Annotated in this window: 23 protein-coding genes; 10 read left to right on the forward strand and 13 right to left on the reverse strand. The window is 51.0% G+C overall.

The features are described from left to right. Positions 1-3: 3 nt before the first annotated feature. The gene (gene dadX, locus BEG40_RS13070; protein WP_000197886.1) at positions 4-1,074 is read right to left on the reverse strand and encodes a catabolic alanine racemase DadX; all 1,071 of its coding nucleotides are present in this window, start codon (positions 1,072-1,074) and stop codon (positions 4-6) included. Positions 1,075-1,083: 9 nt separating this feature from the next. Beyond that, positions 1,084-2,382 (reverse strand): D-amino acid dehydrogenase, encoded by a 1,299-nt coding sequence (dadA, locus tag BEG40_RS13075; RefSeq protein WP_001266888.1) that lies wholly within the window; start codon positions 2,380-2,382, stop codon positions 1,084-1,086. Positions 2,383-2,711: 329 nt separating this feature from the next. On the opposite strand from dadA, the gene BEG40_RS13080 reads away from it, so the two are divergent. Next, a complete protein-coding gene (locus tag BEG40_RS13080; RefSeq protein WP_000190825.1) occupies positions 2,712-4,244 on the forward strand; it encodes a SpoVR family protein in 1,533 nt (510 codons plus the stop codon). Positions 4,245-4,393: 149 nt separating this feature from the next. Here BEG40_RS13080 and fadR read toward each other — a convergent pair whose 3' ends face one another. Then, the gene (gene fadR / locus BEG40_RS13085) at positions 4,394-5,113 is read right to left on the reverse strand and encodes a fatty acid metabolism transcriptional regulator FadR (protein ID WP_010350948.1); all 720 of its coding nucleotides are present in this window, start codon (positions 5,111-5,113) and stop codon (positions 4,394-4,396) included. Positions 5,114-5,334: 221 nt separating this feature from the next. On the opposite strand from fadR, the gene nhaB reads away from it, so the two are divergent. Next, positions 5,335-6,876, forward strand: a complete 1,542-nt coding sequence (nhaB, locus tag BEG40_RS13090) for a Na(+)/H(+) antiporter NhaB (RefSeq protein WP_000406399.1) — start codon at positions 5,335-5,337, stop codon at positions 6,874-6,876. Between the two features lie 145 nt (positions 6,877-7,021). Beyond that, positions 7,022-7,552: a disulfide bond formation protein DsbB gene (gene dsbB / locus BEG40_RS13095; RefSeq protein WP_000943445.1), complete on the forward strand. Its 531-nt coding sequence runs from the start codon at positions 7,022-7,024 to the stop codon at positions 7,550-7,552. A gap of 87 nt (positions 7,553-7,639) precedes the next feature. Here dsbB and ruvB read toward each other — a convergent pair whose 3' ends face one another. Beyond that, positions 7,640-8,650, reverse strand: a complete 1,011-nt coding sequence (ruvB, locus tag BEG40_RS13100; protein WP_000568526.1) for a Holliday junction branch migration DNA helicase RuvB — start codon at positions 8,648-8,650, stop codon at positions 7,640-7,642. 8 nt (positions 8,651-8,658) lie between these two features. Next, positions 8,659-9,270, reverse strand: coding sequence for a Holliday junction branch migration protein RuvA (gene ruvA, locus BEG40_RS13105; RefSeq protein WP_000580341.1), 612 nt, complete (start codon positions 9,268-9,270; stop codon positions 8,659-8,661). Between the two features lie 274 nt (positions 9,271-9,544). Between ruvA and BEG40_RS13110 the strand changes: the two genes are divergently transcribed. Continuing rightward, on the forward strand, positions 9,545-10,147 hold the full coding sequence (locus BEG40_RS13110) for a YebB family permuted papain-like enzyme (RefSeq protein WP_105285526.1): 603 nt from the start codon (positions 9,545-9,547) through the stop codon (positions 10,145-10,147). 1 nt (position 10,148) lies between these two features. Here BEG40_RS13110 and ruvC read toward each other — a convergent pair whose 3' ends face one another. From ruvC to aspS, 4 genes are read right to left on the reverse strand one after another with little or no spacing between them, the layout of a single operon-like run. Beyond that, complete coding sequence (ruvC, locus tag BEG40_RS13115; protein ID WP_010350951.1) at positions 10,149-10,670, reverse strand: crossover junction endodeoxyribonuclease RuvC; 522 nt, start codon at positions 10,668-10,670, stop codon at positions 10,149-10,151. 34 nt (positions 10,671-10,704) lie between these two features. Beyond that, a complete protein-coding gene (locus BEG40_RS13120; protein WP_000907234.1) occupies positions 10,705-11,445 on the reverse strand; it encodes a YebC/PmpR family DNA-binding transcriptional regulator in 741 nt (246 codons plus the stop codon). Positions 11,446-11,473: 28 nt separating this feature from the next. Further along, positions 11,474-11,926 carry a dihydroneopterin triphosphate diphosphatase gene (gene nudB, locus BEG40_RS13125; RefSeq protein WP_105285527.1) on the reverse strand — a complete coding sequence of 151 codons (453 nt, stop codon included), beginning with the start codon at positions 11,924-11,926 and terminating at the stop codon, positions 11,474-11,476. Next, entirely contained in the window at positions 11,919-13,691 is a 1,773-nt protein-coding gene (aspS, locus tag BEG40_RS13130) for an aspartate--tRNA ligase (RefSeq protein WP_001258657.1), read from the reverse strand. The genes nudB and aspS overlap by 8 nt, the downstream gene beginning before the upstream one ends. Before the next feature lie 310 nt (positions 13,692-14,001). Here aspS and BEG40_RS13135 point away from each other — a divergent pair, with 310 nt between their 5' ends. The 5 genes from BEG40_RS13135 to cmoB are packed head-to-tail and all read left to right on the forward strand — an operon-like array spanning position 14,002 to position 17,583. Further along, positions 14,002-14,568 (forward strand): hydrolase, encoded by a 567-nt coding sequence (locus BEG40_RS13135; RefSeq protein ID WP_085460798.1) that lies wholly within the window; start codon positions 14,002-14,004, stop codon positions 14,566-14,568. Beyond that, on the forward strand, positions 14,565-15,383 hold the full coding sequence (locus BEG40_RS13140; protein ID WP_105285528.1) for a DUF72 domain-containing protein: 819 nt from the start codon (positions 14,565-14,567) through the stop codon (positions 15,381-15,383). The genes BEG40_RS13135 and BEG40_RS13140 overlap by 4 nt, the downstream gene beginning before the upstream one ends. 52 nt (positions 15,384-15,435) lie before the next feature. Beyond that, entirely contained in the window at positions 15,436-15,831 is a 396-nt protein-coding gene (locus tag BEG40_RS13145; protein ID WP_002462319.1) for an MAPEG family protein, read from the forward strand. Positions 15,832-15,871: 40 nt separating this feature from the next. After that, positions 15,872-16,615: a carboxy-S-adenosyl-L-methionine synthase CmoA gene (gene cmoA, locus BEG40_RS13150; protein WP_000019621.1), complete on the forward strand. Its 744-nt coding sequence runs from the start codon at positions 15,872-15,874 to the stop codon at positions 16,613-16,615. Beyond that, positions 16,612-17,583, forward strand: a complete 972-nt coding sequence (gene cmoB / locus BEG40_RS13155) for a tRNA 5-methoxyuridine(34)/uridine 5-oxyacetic acid(34) synthase CmoB (protein ID WP_105285529.1) — start codon at positions 16,612-16,614, stop codon at positions 17,581-17,583. Before cmoA ends, cmoB begins: the two co-directional genes overlap by 4 nt. Positions 17,584-17,618: 35 nt before the next feature. Here the strand turns inward: cmoB and torZ are convergent, their stop codons facing one another. The 4 genes from torZ to BEG40_RS13175 all read right to left on the reverse strand — a co-directional run bounded on the left by torZ (position 17,619) and on the right by BEG40_RS13175 (position 22,873). Next, a complete protein-coding gene (gene torZ, locus BEG40_RS13160) occupies positions 17,619-20,048 on the reverse strand; it encodes a trimethylamine N-oxide reductase TorZ (protein WP_105285530.1) in 2,430 nt (809 codons plus the stop codon). 24 nt (positions 20,049-20,072) lie between these two features. Further along, on the reverse strand, positions 20,073-21,173 hold the full coding sequence (locus BEG40_RS13165; protein WP_105285531.1) for a NapC/NirT family cytochrome c: 1,101 nt from the start codon (positions 21,171-21,173) through the stop codon (positions 20,073-20,075). A gap of 373 nt (positions 21,174-21,546) precedes the next feature. Beyond that, a complete protein-coding gene (cutC, locus tag BEG40_RS13170; RefSeq protein WP_021550918.1) occupies positions 21,547-22,293 on the reverse strand; it encodes a copper homeostasis protein CutC in 747 nt (248 codons plus the stop codon). Positions 22,294-22,306: 13 nt separating this feature from the next. Continuing rightward, positions 22,307-22,873 (reverse strand): VOC family protein, encoded by a 567-nt coding sequence (locus tag BEG40_RS13175; RefSeq protein ID WP_021550919.1) that lies wholly within the window; start codon positions 22,871-22,873, stop codon positions 22,307-22,309. A 215-nt stretch (positions 22,874-23,088) separates the two neighbouring features. Between BEG40_RS13175 and argS the strand changes: the two genes are divergently transcribed. Next, positions 23,089-24,822, forward strand: coding sequence for an arginine--tRNA ligase (gene argS / locus BEG40_RS13185; RefSeq protein WP_001025300.1), 1,734 nt, complete (start codon positions 23,089-23,091; stop codon positions 24,820-24,822). Positions 24,823-24,850 lie beyond the last annotated feature (28 nt).

Raw genomic sequence — 24,850 nt, forward strand, 5'->3', positions numbered from 1 at the left:
AAGTTACACCGTCACAACAGGTACACGTAGCGCCAGCGCGCACATCAACTCATAGCCCACCGTTCCGGCAGCGGCGGCGACATCATCAATTTTGATCTCCTTGCCCCACAGCTCAACTGGCGTACCAATACCCGCCTGCGGGCAAGGCGTCAAATCGACCGCCAGCATATCCATCGAGACTGTCCCCACCGTCATGGTGCGCACGCCGTCCACTAAAACAGGTGTTCCGGTTGGTGCATGACGCGGATAGCCGTCGGCGTATCCGGCGGCGACAATGCCGATTCGCTGCTCATCGAGCGCAGTATAGCGACCGCCATAGCCCACACGTTCGCCCGCTTTTAGCGTCTGAACACCAATAATCTCACTGCTTAACGTCATTACCGGACGTAATCCGGTATTGGCGATATCGCGCCACTGACCGGACGGCGAAGCACCATATAAAATAATGCCAGGTCGAACCCAGTCAAAATGCACTTCCGGATGCCACAGGGTTGCCGCCGAATTAGACAACGAGCGCCGACACTCCAGCCCTTCCGCTGCCTGCTCAATACGCGCCATCGCGCCGGAAATCCCATCAGGATGCTCCGCATCGGCAAAATGCGACATCAGCGTCATTTCGCCAACGTTCGCCATCGCCCGCAGCTGCTGCCAGACAGTGAGCACGCGATCGGGCTGGAACCCCAACCGATTCATCCCACTATTCACCTTAAGGTAAATATCCAGCGGCGCTTTTAGCCGCGCATTTTGCAGTGCTTTGAGCTGCCAGTTACTGTGCACGCAGGTGGTCAGGCGGTACTGGTCATAAATTTCCAGATCCTGAGCGTGAAAAAAACCCTCCAGCATCAGGATTGGCCCTTTCCAGCCGCGCTCGCGCAGGATAATAGCCTCTTCAAGATTAAGTAACGCAAAACCATCGGTCGCCCCGAGCGCGCTCCAGATACGCTCGATACCGTGCCCGTAAGCGTTCGCTTTTACCACCGACCAGACGCGCGCGTGCGGCGCGGCCTGGCGGACAATGGTCAGATTTTGTTTTAATGCCTGCAGATCGAGGCTGGCCTGTATCGGACGAGTCATCTCGATTCCTTAACTGTGCGCGCCATGTAAATGGCCTGGACGTGATGGCGTAAATCCACGACTGTAGCGCGCTACACTTAGATCCTCATACGGGATCGCTGGCGTGCGCCCTGACAGCAGATCGCTTAACAACTGACCGGAACCGCAAGCCATCGTCCAGCCAAGCGTGCCGTGACCGGTATTCAGCCACAAATTTTTAAAGCGTGTACGCCCCACAACCGGCGTGCCGTCTGGTGTCATCGGGCGCAGACCGGTCCAGAAAGTAGCCTGCTCAACATGGCCGCCGCGCGGATAAAGGTCGCGAACCACCATCTCCAGCGTTTCACGACGCGGTTGCAACAGCTCGGTGTTAAAGCCAACAATTTCCGCCATCCCGCCGACGCGGATACGGTTATCGAAACGGGTAATAGCGATTTTGTAGGTTTCATCAAGAATGGTGGACACCGGCGCACCGTCTTCATGCGCAATCGGAATGGTCAAAGAATAACCTTTCAGCGGATAAACAGGGATATCGACAATGCCCTTGAGCATCGCCGTCGAGTAAGAGCCAAATGCCATAACATACGCATCGGCCTTAATCACCTCATCACCACACTTCACGCCATAGATCTGCTCGCCGTCACAAAGCAGTTGATCGACTGGTGTATTAAAGCGGAATTTAACCCCCGCCTGTTCCGCCATTCGCGCCAGATTCTGGGTAAAGAGCTGACAGTCACCGGTTTCGTCATTGGGTAGTTGCAGGCCGCCAGTCAGTTTGTGCGCAACTTCCGCCAGCGCAGGTTCCACTTCCGCCAGGCGACTGGATTCCAGCAATTTATATGGCACGCCTGCATCTTCCAGTACGGCGATATCGCGAGTGGCGTTTTCATACTGTTGTTCAGTGCGGAACAGTTGCAGCGTCCCGCCCTGCCGGCCTTCATACTGGATATTGGTTTCGGCGCGCAATGCTTTCAGGCAATCACGGCTGTATTCTGCCAGGCGCACCATCCGCCCTTTGTTTTCCATATAGTGGCTGGTGTCACAGTTACGTAACATTTGCCACATCCATTTCAACTGGAATTGCGAACCATCGAGACGAACCGCCAGCGGCGCATGGCGCTGGAACATCCATTTAATCGCTTTTAAAGGCACGCCTGGCGCCGCCCACGGCGCGGCATATCCGGGAGAAATTTGCCCGGCATTTGCTGCGCTGGTTTCCAGTGCTGCGCCCGGCTCCCGATCAATGACGGTGACCTCATGTCCTGCCTGATTTAAATACCAGGCGCTGGCAACGCCTACCACACCACTTCCCAGTATGACAACTCGCATAGCCACTCCGATAACGGTAGATACAGTAAAAGAACAATAATCCAATTACATCTTGATAACCCAGATGAAAATATTATTCAACATATGGCTTTTTTATGGTGAGCTGGCTCACATCTCCCTGACTCTGCGGGAATATGGCGTCTTTGGTATCTCCTGCTGGTCGAGCTTTATATCCAGCAGAAAATTCCGTTCAGAAGCTAATTATTGGCACTCCGATAATAAGAAATCGCAAAGAAAAAAATTCTCCAGCGACGCGGTTTTTAACTGGTGTTCTATGCTTGAAATGAGGTGCTCCACACAGAGAGCGCCGACAACAATGAGGTGCGCGTATGGCGACGATCGATTCTATGAATAAGGACTCCACACGTTTGAGCGATGGACCTGACTGGACGTTCGACCTGCTGGATATTTATCTGGCAGAGATAGACCGGGTGGCAAAACTCTACCGGCTGGATACCTACCCGCACCAGATTGAAGTAATTACATCAGAGCAAATGATGGATGCCTACTCCAGCGTCGGGATGCCAATTAACTATCCGCACTGGTCGTTTGGCAAAAAGTTTATTGAAACCGAGCGTCTGTATAAGCACGGTCAGCAAGGGCTGGCCTATGAAATCGTTATTAACTCTAATCCGTGCATCGCTTACCTGATGGAAGAGAACACCATTACCATGCAGGCGCTGGTGATGGCTCACGCCTGTTATGGCCATAACTCTTTCTTCAAAAACAATTACTTATTCCGTAGCTGGACCGATGCCAGCTCGATTGTCGATTACCTGATTTTCGCCCGCAAATACATTACCGAGTGCGAAGAACGCTATGGCGTTGATGAGGTAGAAAAGCTGTTGGACTCGTGCCATGCGCTGATGAACTACGGTGTGGATCGTTATAAACGCCCACAAAAAATCTCGCTGCAAGAGGAGAAAGCCCGGCAGAAAAGTCGCGAAGAGTATCTGCAAAGCCAGGTCAATATGCTCTGGAGAACGCTGCCTAAGCGCGAGGAAGAGAAAACCGTTGCCGAAGCGCGCCGCTATCCATCCGAGCCACAAGAAAACCTGCTCTATTTTATGGAGAAAAATGCGCCGCTGCTGGAATCATGGCAGCGTGAAATCCTGCGCATTGTACGTAAAGTGAGCCAGTATTTTTATCCGCAAAAACAGACTCAGGTGATGAACGAAGGCTGGGCGACCTTCTGGCACTACACCATCCTTAACCATCTGTATGATGAAGGGAAAGTGACCGAACGTTTTATGCTGGAGTTCTTGCATAGCCACACCAATGTGGTCTTCCAGCCGCCCTATAACAGCCCGTGGTACAGCGGAATTAATCCGTATGCCCTCGGATTCGCTATGTTTCAGGATATTAAACGGATTTGTCAGTCGCCAACGGAAGAAGACAAATACTGGTTCCCGGATATCGCCGGTTCCGACTGGCTGGAAACGCTGCATTTCGCGATGCGTGACTTCAAAGATGAGAGCTTTATCAGCCAGTTCCTGTCACCGAAAGTAATGCGTGATTTCCGCTTCTTCACAGTACTGGATGACGATCGGCATAATTATCTGGAGATTTCCGCCATTCATAATGAGGAAGGTTATCGGGAGATCCGTAACCGTTTATCGTCGCAATATAACTTAAGTAATCTGGAGCCGAATATTCAGATCTGGAACGTAGATTTACGCGGCGACCGTTCGCTGACGCTACGTTACATTCCACATAACCGCGCACCACTGGATCGGGGGCGTAAAGAAGTGCTGAAGCATGTACATCGCCTGTGGGGGTTTGATGTGATGCTCGAACAGCAAAACGAAGACGGCAGCGTTGAGTTACTGGAACGTTGCCCGCCAAGAATGGGAAATCTGTAAATATCCCTCCTCGTTTGAGGAGGGTTTATTTTGCCGGATGCGGCGTAAACGTCTTATCCGGCTTATAGAACATAGCAAATTCAATATATTGAAGGCCTGATAAGCATAGCGCATCAGGTAACTATGCATTAGTCATCAGTATGGATGGATTATCGCCCCTGAATGGCTAAATCACCCGGCAGGTTTTTCTGCATCCGGTGCCAAATCTCGCCACTCTCATGCCCATAGCGGCGTACTGTTTCGTAAACCTGGTCGTGGGCGCCTTCACTGCACAACGCAGACAGCTTGTGGTAGAAGCCCAGCGCCAGACTACGCGCTTCCGGATTGGCGAAATAGTGACGACCAATGCGCGTATACAACCCTTTCATTCCGTTAAGGATCAGACCATAAATCGGGTTACCAGAGGCAAACGCCAGACCGCGAAAAATGTTGTAATCCAGATCAGCAAAAGCGTCTGCGTGATCGGCCACTTCATTAGCCGTTGCCAGCACTTCCTGCGCTTTATCAGGATGCTGGCGAAACGCGGTACGAATAAAAATGGTCGAAATATTGGTACGCACTGACAGCAAATTATCTATGAGTTGCGGTACACTTTCGTGATCCAGTCGCGCCAGCGTCTCAAGGATATTCAACCCGGAGGTTTCCCAGAAATTATTCACCTTCGTCGGTTTGCCGTGTTGAATGGTCAGCCAGCCGTCTCGCGCCAGGCGCTGTAACACTTCGCGTAACGTCGTTCTCGTTACACCAATTAATTCTGAAAGTTCACGTTCTGCGGGCAAAATAGTCCCGGGTGGGAAGCGGTTATTCCAGATACTTTCAATAATGTACTCTTCCGCGAAACCCGCCGGGCTTTGCGCCTTAATGACCATAGTGAGATTTCCATAACACAGCAAAACAAAGTTGGACTCATCATACCAGAGGGCTAACAACGCTGATAGCAGACAAAAAGAAGAAAAAAGGGATCAAGGCTTCATTTTCTGTATCTCTTTCCCCTTGACTATCAAGACTTGCCTCGATCCCCCCTGACCGTTAAGCTTTGCGTTCTAACATAAAAACATCATTTATTATTTGTAAGGTAAGGGAAACCATCATGGAGATCTCCTGGGGCCGCGCGTTATGGCGCAATTTTTTGGGTCAGTCACCTGACTGGTACAAACTTGCCCTTATTATTTTCTTAATTGTTAACCCGTTAATTTTCCTCATCAGCCCTTTTGTTGCTGGCTGGCTGCTTGTCGCGGAATTTATTTTCACTCTGGCGATGGCTCTGAAATGCTATCCGCTGCTCCCCGGCGGTCTATTGGCTATCGAAGCTGTCTTCATCGGCATGACCAGTGCGGAACACGTCCGTGAAGAGGTGGCGGCAAATCTTGAAGTCTTACTGTTACTGATGTTTATGGTGGCGGGCATCTATTTTATGAAACAGCTTCTGCTGTTCATATTTACCCGTTTACTGTTAAGCATTCGCTCCAAAATGCTGCTGTCACTCTCTTTTTGCGTGGCGGCGGCGTTTCTCTCTGCGTTCCTCGATGCCTTAACCGTAGTTGCTGTGGTGATCAGCGTTGCTGTTGGTTTTTATGGTATTTATCACCGCGTAGCTTCTTCCCGCACCGAAGATACCGACCTGCAAGACGACAGCCATATCGACAAGCATTACAAAGTGGTTCTGGAGCAGTTCCGTGGTTTTCTGCGTAGCCTGATGATGCATGCGGGTGTCGGCACTGCATTAGGCGGCGTGATGACTATGGTAGGCGAACCACAGAACCTGATCATTGCCAAAGCTGCTGGCTGGCATTTTGGCGATTTCTTCCTGCGCATGTCACCGGTGACCGTCCCTGTCCTGATTTGCGGTCTGTTAACCTGCCTGCTGGTGGAGAAGCTGCGTTGGTTTGGCTACGGCGAAACGCTGCCGGAGAAAGTCCGCGAAGTGCTGCAACAGTTTGACGATCAAAGCCGCCTCCAGCGTACACGTCAGGATAAAATTCGTCTGATTGTCCAGGCGATTATCGGCGTCTGGCTGGTCACCGCGCTGGCGTTGCATCTGGCAGAGGTCGGCTTGATTGGTTTGTCTGTCATTATTCTGGCGACATCACTGACCGGTGTAACTGATGAACATGCAATCGGCAAAGCCTTCACCGAATCTCTGCCATTCACCGCACTGTTGACGGTCTTTTTCTCGGTAGTGGCGGTGATTATCGACCAACAACTGTTCTCCCCAATTATCCAGTTTGTATTGCAGGCATCAGAACACGCTCAGCTATCGCTGTTTTATATCTTCAACGGTTTGCTGTCTTCAATTTCGGATAACGTCTTTGTAGGGACGATTTATATCAATGAAGCAAAAGCGGCAATGGAGAGCGGTGCTATTAGTATGAAGCAATATGAACTGCTGGCAGTCGCCATTAACACCGGAACCAACCTGCCCTCCGTCGCCACGCCGAACGGACAGGCAGCGTTCTTATTCCTGTTGACCTCAGCACTTGCGCCATTGATACGTCTTTCTTATGGCCGCATGGTGTGGATGGCTCTGCCCTATACTCTCGTACTGACCCTCGTCGGATTACTCTGCGTAGAGTTTACTCTTGCTCCTGTAACTGAATGGTTTATGCAAATGGGGTGGATTGCAACGCTTTGATAACAACTTACCGGGCATATTTATGCCCGGTTTGCCTTTCCGCCCGATAATTGTTCAATTACATCCTATTTTTACTCCCTCCTGGTGGCGCAACGAATGAATTGGTTTAAACTGCGCATTCGATGCATATTGCAGGGAAATTATTATGTTGCGATTTTTGAACCAATGTTCACAAGGCCGGGGGGCGTGGCTGTTAATGGCGTTTACCGCTCTGGCACTGGAACTGACGGCGCTGTGGTTCCAGCATGTGATGTTACTTAAACCTTGCGTGCTCTGTATTTATGAACGCTGTGCGTTATTCGGCATTCTGGGCGCCGCGCTGATTGGCGCTATCGCCCCGAAAACTCCGCTGCGTTATGTGGCGATGATCATCTGGCTGTATAGTGCTTTTCGTGGCGTGCAATTAACTTACGAGCACACCATGCTCCAGCTCTATCCTTCACCGTTTATGACCTGTGATTTCATGGTCCGATTCCCGGACTGGCTGCCGCTGGATAAATGGGTGCCACAAGTGTTTGTCGCCTCTGGTGATTGCGCTGAGCGTCAGTGGGATTTTTTAGGTCTGGATATGCCGCAGTGGCTGCTCGGTATTTTTGTTGCTTACCTGATTGTCGCAGTGCTGGTGGTGATCTCTCAGCCGTTTAAAGCGAAAAAACGTGACCTGTTTGGTCGCTAATCAATTCGGCGCTCCTGCGGGAGCGCCTGTCTGGCTTCATCTTGTCGATAGCTTAATGTTGGATGCGGCGTGGACGCCTTGCCCGACCTACGGCATTTCTGGCGGCGTAATCCCGAAGTGGTTCCACGCCCGCACTGTCGCCATACGCCCGCGTGGCGTGCGCTGCAAAAAGCCCTGCTGAATCAAATAAGGTTCCAGCACATCTTCAATGGTTTCACGTTCTTCGCCAATGGCCGCTGCCAGGTTATCCAGGCCTACCGGCCCACCGAAGAATTTATCAATTACCGCCAGCAATAACTTGCGGTCCATATAATCGAAACCTTCAGCATCAACGTTCAGCATATCCAGCGCCTGAGCAGCGATATCTGCCGAGATGGTGCCATCATGCTTCACTTCGGCGAAATCTCGCACACGACGCAGCAGGCGGTTGGCGATACGTGGCGTACCTCGCGCCCGGCGAGCCACTTCCAGCGCGCCATCGTCACTCATCTCAAGCCCCATAAACCGTGCGCTACGACTGACGATATATTGCAGATCAGGCACTTGATAAAACTCAAGACGCTGCACAATACCGAAACGATCTCGTAGGGGGGACGTCAGCGAGCCAGCACGCGTGGTCGCTCCAATAAGGGTGAACGGGGGAAGATCGATTTTAATTGAACGCGCTGCCGGGCCTTCACCAATCATAATATCCAACTGGTAATCTTCCATGGCCGGATACAACACTTCTTCCACCACAGGCGAAAGGCGGTGGATCTCATCAATAAACAACACATCGTGTGGTTCAAGGTTGGTGAGCATCGCCGCCAGATCGCCCGCCTTTTCCAGCACCGGGCCAGAGGTGGTGCGTAAATTGACGCCCATTTCATTAGCGACGATGTTGGCAAGTGTGGTTTTACCCAGACCCGGAGGACCAAAAATCAATAGATGATCAAGGGCATCGCCGCGCAGTTTCGCCGCTTTGATGAAAATTTCCATCTGTGAACGAACCTGCGGCTGACCAACATACTCTTCCAGTAATTTGGGGCGAATGGCGCGATCTACCACATCTTCCGGTAAAGTCGTACCGGCAGAAATCAGACGGTCTGCTTCAATCATCCTTTACCTCATAACGCGGCGCGCAGGGCTTCGCGGATTAATGTTTCACTGCTGGCATCAGGGCGAGCGATTTTGCTCACCATGCGGCTGGCTTCTTGTGGTTTATAGCCCAGCGCCACCAGCGCAGCAACAGCTTCCTGTTCGGCATCGTCGGTTGCTGGGCTTGCCGGTGAGGTCAATACCAGATCGGCAGCCGGTGTGAACAGATCGCCATGCAGACCTTTAAAACGATCTTTCATTTCAACAATCAGGCGTTCAGCTGTTTTCTTACCAATGCCGGGTAATTTCACCAGTGCACCCAGTTCTTCACGCTCAACGGCATTCACAAACTGCTGCGCTGACATACCCGAGAGGATCGCCAGTGCCAGTTTCGGTCCCACGCCGTTAGTTTTGATCAACTCTTTAAACAACGTGCGCTCTTGTTTATTGTTAAAACCATACAGTAGCTGCGCATCTTCACGCACCACAAAGTGAGTGAAAACAATCGCTTCCTGGCCCGCTTCAGGGAGTTCATAAAAACAGGTCATCGGCATATGCACTTCATAGCCTACGCCGCCCACTTCAAGTAACACCAGCGGGGGTTGTTTTTCCAGAATGATGCCTCTCAGCCTGCCTATCACATGACGCTCCTGCGTAATGAATCAAAGATAATGTTGTATGATAAAAAAATGCTGGATAGATATCCAGCGAAGGATGAAGAAAAATTGCGAGGCGTCTCGATGAACTGAAAAATGACGCAGTATAATTGATCCGCTAAGTCATCTTTAAAATAAATATTGTAATGTTAAATATTTAGAGGATAAATCCACTAAAAAAATAAATCTTTCCGTTCCTGCAAAAAAATATTTTTTATGGTATTACGTATATTCATATTTATTTCAATGGAATGACAAAGTGAAAATTAATTACCCTTCTGAATATGAAGTTGGCGATATTGTATTTACATGTATAGGTGCTGCCTTATTTGGTCAAATATCTGCCGCATCAAATTGCTGGAGTAATCACGTCGGGATCATTATCGGTCATGACGGCGATGATTTTCTGGTCGCAGAAAGTCGTGTTCCCCTCTCCACAATCACCACACTGTCCCGCTTTATTAAACGCTCTGCTAACCAACTCTATGCAGTAAAGCGATTAGGTACCGGGCTAACAGAACAGCAAAAACAACGGCTGGTAGAACAGGTTCCCTCCCGGCTGCGCAAGCTCTACCATACCGGTTTTAAATACGAATCTTCCCGCCAGTTCTGTTCAAAATTCGTTTTTGATATTTATAAAGAGGCGCTATGTATCCCGGTGGGTGAAATAGAGACATTTGGAGAACTGTTAAACAGCAATCCGAATGCAAAGCTTACTTTCTGGAAATTCTGGTTTTTAGGTTCGATTCCGTGGGCGCGTAAAACCGTCACGCCAGCGAGTTTGTGGCATCATCCGGGTCTGGCGTTGATATATGCAGAAGGAATAGAAACACCTCAGCCAGAATTGACTGAGGCGGTATAACTTAACGCAGTCGCCCGCGAGCCAGGTTCAGCCTCGATTCGCTCATCTGCATCGCATTCTGGCTGACATGGCAGTGGGTGATGGCAATCGCCAGCGCATCGGCGGCGTCCGCCTGTGGGTTAGCGGGTAGTTTTAGCAAGGTACGCACCATATGTTGCACCTGGCTTTTTTCAGCACTACCAATACCTACCACCGTTTGTTTGACCTGACGGGCAGCATATTCAAACACCGGCAATTCCTGATTAACCGCTGCCACAATCGCCACGCCGCGTGCCTGCCCCAGTTTCAGGGCAGAGTCGGCATTCTTCGCCATAAAGACTTGTTCGATTGCGAAATAATCGGGCTGGAACTGGGTGATGATTTCCGTCACGCCCGCATAGATGAGCTTCAGACGAGACGGTAAATCATCCACTTTGGTGCGTATGCATCCACTGCCCAGGTAGGACAGTTGCCTGCCCACCTGACGGATAACGCCGTAGCCGGTAACGCGCGAACCCGGGTCAATACCGAGAATAATAGACATCACGCGTCTCCGTTTTGTTGGTTAGCCGGCCTCATCAGAGGGTCGCTGCAACCTCATCAGAGATCTCACCGTTATGGTAAACTTCCTGCACGTCGTCACAGTCTTCCAGCATATCGATCAGACGCATTAGTTTCGGTGCAGTTTCTGCATCCATATCGGCTTTGGTTGACGGGATCATGGAAACTTCTGCGCTGTCTGCTTTCAGACCAGCCGCTTCCAGAGCATCACGTACTTTACCCATCTCTTCCCACGCAGTGTAGACGTCGATTGCGCCGTCATCATAGGTCACAACGTCTTCTGCACCTGCTTCCAGCGCCGCTTCCATGATGGTGTCTTCATCACCTTTCTCAAAGGAAATCACACCTTTTTTGCTGAAAAGATAGGCTACGGAACCGTCAGTACCAAGGTTGCCGCCACATTTGCTGAATGCGTGACGCACTTCAGCAACAGTACGGTTACGGTTGTCAGACAGACATTCAATCATGATTGCAGTGCCGCCAGGACCGTAACCTTCGTAGATGATGGTTTCCATATTCGCATCATCATCACCGCCCACACCACGTGCAATTGCGCGGTTCAGGGTGTCACGAGTCATGTTGTTAGACAGTGCTTTATCAATGGCTGCACGCAGACGCGGGTTAGCATCCGGATCGCCACCGCCCAGTTTCGCTGCGGTCACCAGCTCACGAATGATTTTAGTGAAGATTTTACCGCGCTTAGCATCCTGCGCAGCTTTACGATGTCTGGTGTTGGCCCATTTACTATGACCTGCCATAAAAATATCTCCAGATAGCCCTGCCTGTTCAGGCAGCGTTAATTACAAACTGTTCAATCGCCTGCCGGTTGCTCCATGACTTAGTGAGCGCCGCCGCAGCAGGCGCATCAAGCCACTTGTAGGCCAGATGTTCAGTAAAAACAATCTGACGTTCGTGCGGGAGCGCAAGGCAGAACCATGATTCTGTATTGCGCGTCACGCCCGGCGCATAGCGATGACGTAAATGTGAAAAAATTTCAAACTCTACCGTGCGCTGACAGTCAATTAAGGTCAGTTGTTCAGACACAACATCAATGGTGACCTCTTCCTTTACTTCGCGCATGGCAGCTTGCGGCGCGGTTTCACCCTCTTCCACGCTGCCGGTTACCGACTGCCAGAAATCGGGATCGTCACGCCGCTGCAACATCAGCACCCGTTTCGTATCTTGTGCATAGATGACCACTAAGATCGAAACGGGACGCTTATAAGTCATATCAATTATTCTCAGCCTTCTTTACAACCTGAATGCTCAGCTCAGCCAGAGCAGTCGGGTTGGCAAAGCTCGGAGCTTCAGTCATCAGACACGCTGCCGCCGTGGTTTTCGGGAAGGCGATAACGTCACGGATGTTGTCGGTGCCAGTCAGCAGCATGGTCAGACGGTCAAGGCCAAATGCCAGACCTGCGTGCGGCGGAGTACCGTATTTCAGGGCGTCGAGCAGGAAGCCGAATTTCTCGCGCTGTTCCTCTTCGTTGATACCCAGAATACCAAACACCGTCTGCTGCATATCACCATTATGGATACGCACAGAGCCACCGCCTACTTCGTAACCATTGATGACCATATCATAAGCGTTCGCCACCGCATTTTCCGGCGCCGCTTTCAGCTCGGCAGCAGTCATGTCTTTCGGTGCGGTGAACGGATGGTGCATCGCGGTCAGGCCGCCTTCGCCGTCGTCTTCAAACATCGGGAAGTCGATAACCCACAGCGGTGCCCATTTGCTTTCGTCAGTCAGACCAAGGTCTTTACCCACTTTCAGACGCAGTGCGCCCATCGCGTCGGCAACAATTTTCTTGTTGTCGGCACCGAAGAAAATCATATCGCCATCTTGCGCGGCAGTACGATCCAGGATGGCTTCGATGATTTCAGCGTTGAGGAACTTCGCTACCGGGCTGTTGATACCTTCCAGACCTTTCGCGCGTTCGTTGACTTTGATGTAAGCCAGACCTTTCGCGCCGTAGATTTTGACGAAGTTACCGTATTCATCGATCTGCTTACGGGTCAGCGATGCACCGCCCGGAACACGCAGAGCAGCAACACGACCTTTCGGATCGTTCGCCGGACCCGCGAATACCGCAAATTCAACAGATTTCAGCAGGTCTGCAACGTCGGTCAGTTCCATCGGGTTACGCAGATCCGGTTTATCGGAACCGTAACGGCGTTCGGCTTCCGCAAAGGTCATTACCGGGAAATCGCCCAAATCCACGCCCTTCACTTCCAGCCACAGATGACGCACCAGGGCTTCCATCACTTCACGCACTTGCGGCGCGGTCATGAAAGAGGTTTCCACATCGATCTGGGTAAATTCTGGCTGACGGTCAGCACGCAGGTCTTCGTCACGGAAGCATTTTACAATCTGATAATAACGGTCGAAACCGGACATCATCAGCAGCTGTTTGAACAACTGCGGCGATTGCGGCAGCGCATAGAATTTACCTTTATGCACACGAGAAGGCACCAGGTAGTCACGCGCACCTTCCGGCGTCGCTTTGGTCAGCATCGGGGTTTCGATGTCGAGGAAGCCATGGTCATCCATAAAACGGCGCACCAGGCTGGTGATTTTTGCGCGGGTTTTCAGGCGTTGAGCCATTTCCGGGCGACGCAGATCAAGATAGCGGTATTTCAGACGCGCTTCTTCGGTGTTGACGTGGTTAGAGTCCAGCGGCAGAACGTCTGCGCGGTTGATGATGGTCAGCGAGGACGCCAGCACTTCGATTTCGCCGGTCGCCATATCGCGATTGATATTTTTTTCGTCACGCGCACGTACGGTGCCCGTTACCTGAATGCAGAACTCATTACGCAGTTCAGAGGCCAGCTTTAACGCGTCCGCACGATCCGGATCGAAAAATACCTGCACGATACCTTCGCGGTCGCGCATATCGATGAAGATCAGGCTACCAAGATCACGACGACGGTTGACCCAACCACACAGAGTCACCTGCTGCCCCACGTGGGACAAACGGAGCTGTCCACAATATTCTGTACGCATGAGATATCCCTTAACTTAGCTGCCGGCGGACGTCCCCTGCTGCGCAGGTGACCTAAGTCGCAGCGTTAGCTGTATGTCACAACTGAATGAAAAAAGGCGGCTATTATACTGGAAATTCTGCCGCACCGTAAGAGTCTGGCCCGCTCTGGAACGACTCGTTACCACTTTATATCAGGCCTGAAATCAGACTCTACCCTTGTTTGCTATAAAGGTGTTGCCTGAGCACATAAAAATTAACAAAATTTGTCGTTCTGCCATCGGCTAATCGCATTAAGGTGAGAGGCTCGATTTTGTTTTATCTGGAGTCATCATGCTTGAACTGAATGCTAAAACCACTGCGCTGGTGGTGATTGATTTACAAGAAGGTATCTTACCTTTTGCCGGTGGACCGCATACTGCTGAAGATGTCGTTAATCGCGCCGGGAAACTGGCGGCGAAATTTCGAACTAACGGTCAGCCTGTGTTTCTGGTGCGCGTCGGCTGGTCTGCCGATTACGCCGAAGCATTAAAACAGCCAGTTGATGCTCCCTCACCTGCCAGAACGTTACCGGAAAACTGGTGGCAACATCCTGCGGCGTTAGGTGCAACTGACAGCGATATCGAAATCATCAAACGTCAATGGGGGGCGTTTTACGGTACGGATCTGGAGTTGCAATTACGCCGTCGTGGCATTGACACCATCGTCTTATGTGGGATCTCAACCAATATTGGCGTCGAATCAACCGCCCGCAATGCCTGGGAACTCGGCTTTAATCTGGTGATAGCCGAAGACGCCTGCAGTGCAGCCAGCACCGAACAGCACAATAACAGCATCAACCATATCTACCCGCGCATTGCCCGCGTGCGTCGCGTGGAAGAGATCCTCAACGCATTATGATTTACATCGGTCTGCCGCAATGGTCGCATCCCAAATGGGTGCGGTTGGGGATCTCCAGCCTGGAAGAGTACGCCCGCCATTTTAACTGTGTGGAGGGCAACACCACCCTTTATGCTCTGCCAAAGCCGGAAGTGGTTCTGCGCTGGCGCGAGCAGACCACCGATGATTTTCGTTTTTGCTTTAAGTTTCCGGCGACTATTTCGCATCAGGCAGCATTGCGGCATTGCGATGATTTAGTGACTGAATTTTTGACACGCATGTCACCGTTAGCGCCGCGCATTGGACAATACTGGCTGCAACTGCCCGCCACGTTTGGTCCACGGGAGCTGCCAGCTCTTTGGCACTTTCTTGATTATCTTCCTGACGAATTTACCTATGGTGTGGAAGTACGCCATCCGCAGTTTTTCACCAAAGGCGAGGAAGAACAAACGCTTAATCGCGGTTTGCATCAGCGTGGCGTTAATCGGGTGATTTTAGACAGCCGTCCGGTTCATGCAGCACGTCCACATAGTGAAGCCATTCGCGACGCGCAGCGGAAAAAACCGAAAGTTCCGGTACATGCCGTGTTGACGGCGACGAATCCGCTGATCCGTTTTATCGGTAGCGATGATATGACACAAAACCAGGAATTATTTCAGGTCTGGTTGCAAAAATTAGCGCAATGGCAACAGACCACCACGCCTTATCTTTTCCTGCATACACCAGATATCGCCCAGGCACCGGAACTGGTACATACTCTGTGGGAAGACTTGCGTAAAACACTCCCAGAGATCGGAGCAGTTCCGGCTATTCCACAGCAATCTTCTCTTTTCTGAAATTGCCACCTATCATAGACAAGTGCCATCGGCCATTTTAAAGGGAGTTTGTATGGTAAGCGCGCTGTATGCCGTTTTAGGTGCGTTGTTATTAATGAAGTTCTCTTTTGATGTTGTTCGCCTGCGAATGCAATATCGCGTTGCCTATGGCGACGGCGGTTTTAGCGAACTGCAAAGCGCCATTCGCATTCACGGTAACGCGGTGGAATATATTCCCATCGCGATTGTGTTGATGCTGTTTATGGAAATGAATGGCGCAGAAACCTGGATGGTGCATATTTGCGGCATCATTCTACTTGCTGGTCGTCTGATGCATTATTACGGTTTTCATCACCGTCTGTTTCGCTGGCGACGTTCCGGCATGAGCGCCACCTGGTGTGCGCTGTTGCTGATGGTGCTGGCGAATCTTTGGTATATGCCCTGGGAGTTGGTTTTCTCCCTGCGTTAGCGCACAATACGCCACTTTCTTTTTCCCGGATTTTTACGTTATGTCTCACCGCGACACGCTATTTTCTGCCCCTATCGCCAGTCTGGGTGACTGGACCTTTGATGAACGGGTAGCCGAAGTCTTCCCGGATATGATCCAGCGTTCCGTTCCTGGCTATTCCAATATTATTTCAATGATTGGGATGCTGGCTGAACGCTTTGTACAACCCGGTACGCAGGTCTACGATTTGGGCTGTTCTTTGGGCGCCGCGACGCTCTCGGTGCGTCGCAACATTCATCATGATAATTGCAAAATTATTGCCATCGACAACTCTCCAGCGATGATCGAACGCTGCCGTCGCCATATCGATGCATACAAAGCGCCGACACCTGTAGACGTGATCGAGGGTGACATTCGCGATATCGCTATTGAAAACGCGTCAATGGTGGTACTGAATTTTACCCTGCAATTCCTGGAACCTTCTGAACGTCAGGCATTACTGGATAAAATTTATCAGGGGCTGAATCCTGGCGGCGCGCTGGTGCTTTCGGAAAAATTCAGTTTCGAAGATGCCAAAGTTGGTGAACTGCTGTTCAACATGCACCACGACTTTAAACGAGCCAACGGTTACAGCGAGCTGGAAATCAGCCAGAAGCGCAGCATGTTAGAAAACGTAATGTTGACTGATTCCGTTGAAACCCACAAAGCGCGTCTGCATCAAGCCGGGTTTGAACATAGCGAGCTATGGTTCCAGTGCTTTAACTTTGGTTCGCTGGTGGCATTAAAAGCAGAGGACGCTGCATGATCGACTTTGGTAACTTTTATTCTCTGATTGCCAAAAATCACCTTTCGCACTGGCTGGAAACACTGCCCGCGCAGATTGCCAACTGGCAGCGTGAACAGCAGCACGGTCTGTTTAAACAGTGGTCCAATGCGGTGGAATTTCTGCCTGAAATTAAACCGTATCGTCTTGATTTACTGCATAGCGTGACGGCAGAAAGCGAAGAGCCGCTGAGTGCCGGGCAAATTAAACGCATTGAAACCCTGATGCGCAACCTGATGCCGTGGCGCAAAGGGCCGTTCTCGCTGTATGGCGTTAACATTGATACCGAATGGCGTTCCGACTGGAAGTGGGATCGTGTTCTGCCCCATCTCTCTGATTTGACCGGGCGCACGATCCTCGATGTCGGCTGCGGCAGCGGTTATCACATGTGGCGCATGATTGGCGCGGGCGCACATCTGGCGGTGGGTATCGACCCTACGCAACTGTTTCTGTGCCAGTTTGAAGCGGTGCGTAAACTACTGGGTAACGATCAGCGCGCACATTTGTTACCGTTAGGTATTGAACAACTTCCGGCACTGAAAGCCTTTGATACCGTCTTTTCGATGGGCGTGCTTTACCATCGCCGTTCGCCGCTGGAGCATCTCTGGCAGTTGAAAGATCAGCTGGTGAATGAAGGTGAACTGGTACTGGAAACGCTGGTTATTGATGGCGACGAAAACACCGTGCTGGTGCCGGGCGACCGTTACGCGCAAATGCGTAATGTCTACTTCATTCCTTCGGCGCTGGCGCTGAAAAACTGGCTGAAAAAGTGTGGTTTTGTTGATATCCGCATTGTGGACGTGAGCGTCACCACAACAGAAGAGCAGCGACGCACCGAATGGATGGTTACCGAGTCTCTGTCCGATTTCCTCGACCCGCATGATCCGGGTAAAACGGTAGAAGGTTATCCTGCGCCTAAACGCGCGGTGCTGATTGCGCGTAAGCCGTAAAAATTTAGCGCCCATTTCCGGGCGCTATTTATTTCTTACGCCTGAATGGCTGGCTGATCAAACGCCGTTAACTTCGGCGAATTGCCCGTGTATTTTTCGATATACACCAGCGAGGTGTTACCGGCACAGGCATTCGCCAGCTGCGAGCTGGGGATATCCGCCGTTAACACGTTTGCGCAGCCGTTTTTACACAAGCCATTTTCCAGATCTGGCCATGCGCCTTCATGCACGCACACCACGCCTTTTTTGATCCCGTCAGTCACCACGGCTCCAGTCAGGATCTGACCGCGTTTGTTCCAGACGCGTACCAGATCGCCGTTCGCAATGCCAAAACGAGCAGCATCTTCGGTGTGAATGGTGATCGGCTCACGATCGGCAACCGCATATTTTTTACGCAACTCCGCATAGTTAAGCTGACTGTGTAAACGGTGTGCCGGATGCGCGGTCAGAAGCTGCAACTGCTTCTCGTCGGCGGTGCCTTTCCACTCATCAGGTGCAAGCCAGGTTGGGTGCGCCGGGCAATCCTTATAAGCAAATTTTTCCAGCGTTTTGGAATAGATCTCAATTTTGCCGCTTGGCGTACCCAGCGCGTTTTTCACCGGATCGGCGCGGAAATCGCCATAGCGAACATATTGCTCGTTCTTCTCGCTGCGGCGCATTTCGAGCAGTTTATTTTGCAACCAGAAGGTATTAAACACTGGCATGGTAACACGCTGCGCACGGGCGCTTTTCTGAGCGGCATCATAAAAGAATTTCAGCCACGCCATTTCATCTTTACCTTCGGTATAGATCTCTTTTCCGCCAGGTTTCAGTAATTCAGCAAGGTCGGCAAACACGTCAAAATCGTTACGTGCTTCAAACTGCGGCGCAACCACTTGCTTCATCGGTACGATGTGCTGGTTGCTGTAGTCGCCGGTCATCGTCAGGTCATTGCGCTCAAACGATGTGGTGATCGGTAATACGATATCCGCGTGTTTAGCTGCTGCCGTCCAGTAGCATTCAGAAACGACGATCAGCTCTGGTTTCTGCCAGGCTTTTATCAGACGATTGGTATCCTGGTGATGGGTGAAATTACCGCCGCCAGCCCACCAGATCATTTTGATATTTGGGTAAGTTTGTTCTTTACCATTGTGCTGATATTTGCCGCCAGGATTTTCTAGCGCATCGACAATACGGGCGACAGGGATCGCAGTCATTCCGCCATCATCAGCGGACTCACTGGCCTGTCCGGCAACCGCCGCAGACATTTCCGGCAGTACGCCGCCAACGCGTGTTGGGTTGCCACCGTTGGAGTAATGATAAGAGAAACCAAAGCCGCCGCCCGGCGTACCAATCTGTCCTAACATCGCCGCCAGGGTCACCAGCATCCAGTGTTTCTGTTCACCATATTGCTGGCGCTGAATTCCCCAACCTGCCATCAGCATCGTGCGATTCGCCGCCATCAGTTCGGCGAGTTTGACTATCTGCGCCTCCGGCACACCGGTAATTTCCGCCGCCCAGGCCGCGCTCTTCGGCGTATTATCTTTCTTGCCGGTCAGATACTCTTCAAACTGCGGATAGCCAGTGGTGTATTTTTCAAGGAACGCTTTATCGTGTTTGCTTTGTGTCATCAGGGTGTGCGCAACCCCTAACATCAGCGCCACGTCTGTGCCCATATTCGGCGCGATCCAGGTGGCGTTATCGCCAAAGAACTCGATCGTTTCGGAGCGGATAGGATCAATGGCAATCACCGGTTTGCCGGATTTCTTCAGTTGATGGAAGTACTCCAGCCCCTGCTCATCGGTACTGCTCCAGGCAATTTTTAAGGTATTCAGCGGGTTCATCCCCCACAACACCACCACCTGGCTGTTTTCCAGAATCAGCGGCCAGGAGGTCTGCTGTTCATAAACCTCTACGGAACCGACAACGTGCGGCATGATCACCTGCGCAGCCCCGGTCGAGTAATCGCCACTATGTCCTGAATAACCGCCCGCCAGATTCATATAACGTTGCAGTAAAGTTTGCGCTTTATGCAACACGCCAGAAGAACGCCAGCCGTAAGATCCGGCAAAAATGGCCGATGGTCCATTGGCCTTGCGGATGCGATCGTGTTGTTCATGAATCAGTTTTAATGCCTGTTCCCAGCTCACCTGAACGTAACTGTCGTCGCCGCGACCTTTCGCCGGTTGCTGTGGATTGTCGAGATAGCTTTTTCTCACCATCGGATGCTGAATACGCGCCGTGGTATGCACCTGATCCGCCGCCGTAGATTGCAAAGAGTTCGGGATGGTCTTCGCCAGCGCGCCTGTAGAAGAAACAATTTTACCGTCCTTCACTTCTACGTTCATCGCCCCCCAACGGCCTGCGGTAAGAATTTTACCGCCCTTCTCTTCTGCCCAGGCAGGTAACGGTACAGCCGATGTCACCACCAGCGCCCCTGCCGCAATACCGCTATGTTTAATAAATTCACGTCTTGTTAATGTCATAACTTCCTCCCTGATCAACGAAGATCACTGTTTCTCGGTAATATCTTTAGCGTTGTACTGGAAGTACCGCGTCAAAATATCCAGTTCGTTTTCGCTCATGCTGGTTCGCGCCCCCATCCCTTTGGCAATGGACGGCCAGGCATTGACGGTGTAATGGTCGGCGGCAATAGGCGCATGGCAACCAGCGCAATAGGTGTCGTCAAGTTTTTCAGCGTATTGCCATAGCGGTTTACGGTCTGCTAATGCGGGATCGGTAAGCGTCCCCTGTAATGACGCCTGACGCCATTGATTACCGTATTCGTCAGCTTTCCATTCCCCGTTTATCGTTAGCGCCTTGATACCTTCTTCGCTTAGTGTGGCTAACGTCAGTCGTTGACCTGCCGCCAGGTAGAGCGTGTTTTCACTGCCCTGCATCTGATATCCCTGCAACAGGACGAGCGGCTGTTTGCCACTGGCATCAACAACCGTGAGATCGGTGCCAGGATTCACAGTAGCCAGTTCACCTATGCGGGAAGGTTTGAAAGGATAAATATGCGCGCCATTAGTCACTGATGTGGCGGCCTGACTTTCCAGTTCATGCTCCGCCTTGTCATCCATTTTTATTTCAGGCGGAAAATGGGCAATGCCTTTATGACAATCGATACAGGTTTCGCCATCCTTTTGCGCTTTGTTGTGCATTTTCTGCGCAGCTTCACTTTGCGAAGCAATATCCATGGCATCAAAAGAATGGCAACTACGGCACGTTGCAGAGTCTGAGGCCTTTAATTCTTTCCACACTGTTTCGGCCATTTCCTGACGATGGGATTCGAACTTATCGTCGCTGTCTATTTTGCTGCTAACAAATTCATGATAAATATCTTTAGATGCCTTTAATTTAGCAAATAAATAATCCATTCCTGACTTTGGAATATGGCAATCGGCACATTCAGCACGAATACCTTTTTGATTAGAAAAATGGACAGTCCCCTGATATTCCTCAAACGGTTTGCTCATTGAGTGGCAGGAAAGACAAAATGCCGTTTCCGACGTTTTATGCAACGTTTTTTGCGCCAGCAATAACCCACCGCCACCCACCACTACTGCCATGAGCAGAAAAAATAACCAAATGCGTTTTTTCCCTCGCATAGATTCCTCTAATTAAATTCCAGTACACCGAACTAGTTGTATAAATAAATACACAACGAATTAATAACTCACTAAATTCGGCACAACACTGCCTGAAATAATCGACAAAGAATATGATTTATTGCAATTTAACCATTAATTATTAAAGAAGAAAGCAGTCGTTATTTTTAATATATATTTGGTGGTTTTAATAATTTAAATTACATAGTTAATATGAATATATATAACATTTTAGCAGCATGAATTTGCGTACTATCACACGACAATTGTTCATTTTTTATACTATTCAAGAATAAAAAAAGGCCCCTGTTGAATGGGCAGGGGCCTGGTACGAGCAAGCATCATATTGGGCGACATGATGCAACGGTAAAAATCATTTGGCCTGATGGCGCTCAATGATTCCTTTCATTTCAGCAACCGCCGTCCCGTCTACGACATAACGCGAATACTCGTCCGCGCGTGCATCTGATGACATGGACAATCCCTGATTACGATAACGCATCGGTGAGGCTTGCCACGCTCCTGCAGAGCTATGGACTTCCAGCACTCCGGCATTGAGGAAATGGTGCAGGTTTTCTGCACGGACTCCTGCTCCGGCCATGATGATTGGAGCATCACCATAGGCAATAAGTTCCATAATTTTTGATAAACCTTGCAATGCATCTGATTTTTGCCCCGATGTCAGCACCCTGGCAACGCCTAATTCAGCAAGGTTATTCAGTGTATTTAAAGGGTTAGCGCACATATCGAAGGCGCGATGAAAAGTGACTGCCAGCGGACCGGCAGCCGCCATTATTTTTTCCATTCGTGGCATATCGACATTACCGTCAACATCCAGAACGCCCGTCACCAGCCCAGGAAATCCTAATTCGCGTACTGTGCGGATATCTTCAAGAATGGCGGCAAACTCACCGTCGCTGTAGCAAAAATCGCCACCGCGTGGGCGGATGATCGGATGTACGGGGATCGTAACATGCTGGCGCACGGACTTAAGAACGCCCAGCGACGGCGTTAGCCCCCCTTCTTTCGGTGCCGCACACAATTCTATTCTGTCGGCACCGTTTTGCTGCGCCGTCAGCGCGCACTCCATGCTGTAACAGCAAATTTCCAGTAATGCCATTTTTGCTCCTTAATCACGCCGACTGCTCACTGGCGACAATCTCTTCGATAGACCACGGATGAAACTTAATCGTCGTTTTGCCATCGGTGACCGCCAGCGTCGGATTTGGTAATCGCTCATGTTCACCTTTTGGCGAGCTGGTTTTAACCGAGATCCCCGGCTGGCGGAGTCCTTCATCAGAAAGCAACGCCAGCGCACGGGCATTCAACGTTTCCGGCTCTCCTGGCAGAACAATTTCGATATGTTCCCAGCCTTCGTGCGGGTAGCGTTTTTCCCCAGGCCACGGTAGCTCAACAATCGAAAACTGCCAGTGAGCAACCTGTACCGGTTCACGCAATTTAAACAGGCAAATCGGTCTGCCATTGATAATATTTTCTGACAGGAGTTCGCCGCACTGTTCAAACCCGCGACGCCAGCGTTCAGCCGTGGCGTTTTGATGGCAACGCAAAGAAATGTGATCGGCAGTCAGCGGGGTAATATCCAGCCCCAGGCGGTGTGAAAGTTGGTCTAATGCGTGGATAAATCGCGGTAAATCCGTTGCAATATCCTGCAACTCGTCGATAGATTGCCAGTTCGCCATAATCACTCTTCGTCTTTCAGTAAAAGCGTTAATTTACCCTGTTGCCCTGCGCCAACCAACCGCTGATTTCGCGCCGCTCCTGATGCAATAGTGAAAACGGCAATACGCCACGCGCACGTTGCTGACGAAAACAGCCATTTGCAGTATACTCCCGCCCTAATTTCTTTAACTGGTGCGGGCAATTTTTGCTCGCTTCATCAATGTAAGGTATTCCGGTGAATATTCAGGCTCTTCTCTCAGAAAAAGTCCGTCAGGCCATGATTGCGGCAGGCGCGCCTGCGGATTGCGAACCGCAGGTTCGTCAGTCAGCAAAAGTTCAGTTCGGCGACTATCAGGCTAACGGCATGATGGCAGTTGCTAAAAAACTGGGTATGGCACCGCGACAATTAGCAGAGCAGGTGCTGACTCATCTGGATCTTAACGGGATCGCCAACAAAGTTGAGATCGCAGGTCCTGGTTTTATCAACATTTTCCTTGATCCGGCATTCCTGGCTGAACATGTTCAGCAGGCGCTGGCGTCCGATCGTCTCGGTGTTGCTACGCCAGAAAAACAGACCATTGTGGTTGACTACTCCGCGCCAAACGTAGCGAAAGAGATGCACGTCGGTCATCTGCGTTCCACCATTATTGGTGACGCGGCAGTACGTACTCTGGAGTTCCTCGGTCACAAAGTGATTCGCGCTAACCACGTTGGCGACTGGGGCACTCAGTTCGGTATGCTGATTGCGTGGCTGGAAAAGCAGCAGCAGGAAAACGCCGGTGAAATGGAACTGGCTGACCTTGAAGGTTTCTACCGCGATGCGAAAAAGCATTACGACGAAGATGAAGAGTTCGCCGAACGCGCACGTAACTACGTGGTAAAACTGCAAAGCGGTGACGAATATTTCCGCGAGATGTGGCGCAAGCTGGTCGACATCACCATGACGCAGAACCAGATCACCTACGATCGTCTGAATGTGACGCTGACCCGCGATGACGTGATGGGCGAAAGCCTTTATAACCCGATGCTGCCGGGTATCGTGGCAGATCTGAAAGCCAAAGGTCTGGCAGTAGAAAGTGAAGGCGCGACCGTCGTATTCCTTGATGAGTTCAAAAACAAGGAAGGCGAACCGATGGGCGTCATCATTCAGAAAAAAGATGGCGGCTATCTCTACACCACCACCGATATCGCCTGTGCGAAGTACCGTTACGAGACGCTACATGCCGATCGCGTGCTGTATTACATCGACTCCCGTCAGCATCAACACCTGATGCAGGCGTGGGCGATCGTCCGTAAAGCAGGCTACGTGCCGGAATCCGTACCGCTGGAACACCACATGTTTGGCATGATGCTGGGCAAAGACGGCAAACCGTTTAAAACCCGTGCGGGCGGTACGGTGAAACTGGCGGATCTGCTGGATGAAGCACTGGAACGTGCACGTCGTCTGGTGGCAGAGAAGAACCCGGACATGCCAGCTGACGAGCTGGAAAAACTGGCTAACGCGGTTGGTATTGGTGCGGTGAAATACGCGGATCTCTCCAAAAACCGCACCACCGACTACATCTTCGACTGGGACAACATGCTGGCGTTTGAGGGTAATACCGCGCCGTACATGCAGTATGCCTACACCCGTGTATTGTCCGTGTTCCGTAAAGCGGAAATTAACGAAGAACAACTGGCTGCCGCTCCGGTGATCATTCGTGAAGATCGCGAAGCACAACTGGCTGCTCGCCTGCTGCAGTTTGAAGAAACCCTCACAGTGGTTGCTCGTGAAGGCACGCCGCATGTGATGTGTGCTTACCTGTACGATCTGGCCGGTCTGTTCTCTGGCTTCTACGAGCACTGCCCGATCCTCAGCGCAGAAAACGAAGAAGTGCGTAACAGCCGCCTGAAACTGGCACAACTGACGGCGAAGACGCTGAAGCTGGGTCTGGATACGCTGGGTATTGAGACAGTAGAGCGTATGTAATCCATTTTTCGTGAGAATGAAGCCTGAT

Source organism: Escherichia sp. MOD1-EC5495, from assembly GCF_002965965.1.
Classification (GTDB): Bacteria; Pseudomonadota; Gammaproteobacteria; order Enterobacterales; family Enterobacteriaceae; genus Escherichia; species Escherichia ruysiae.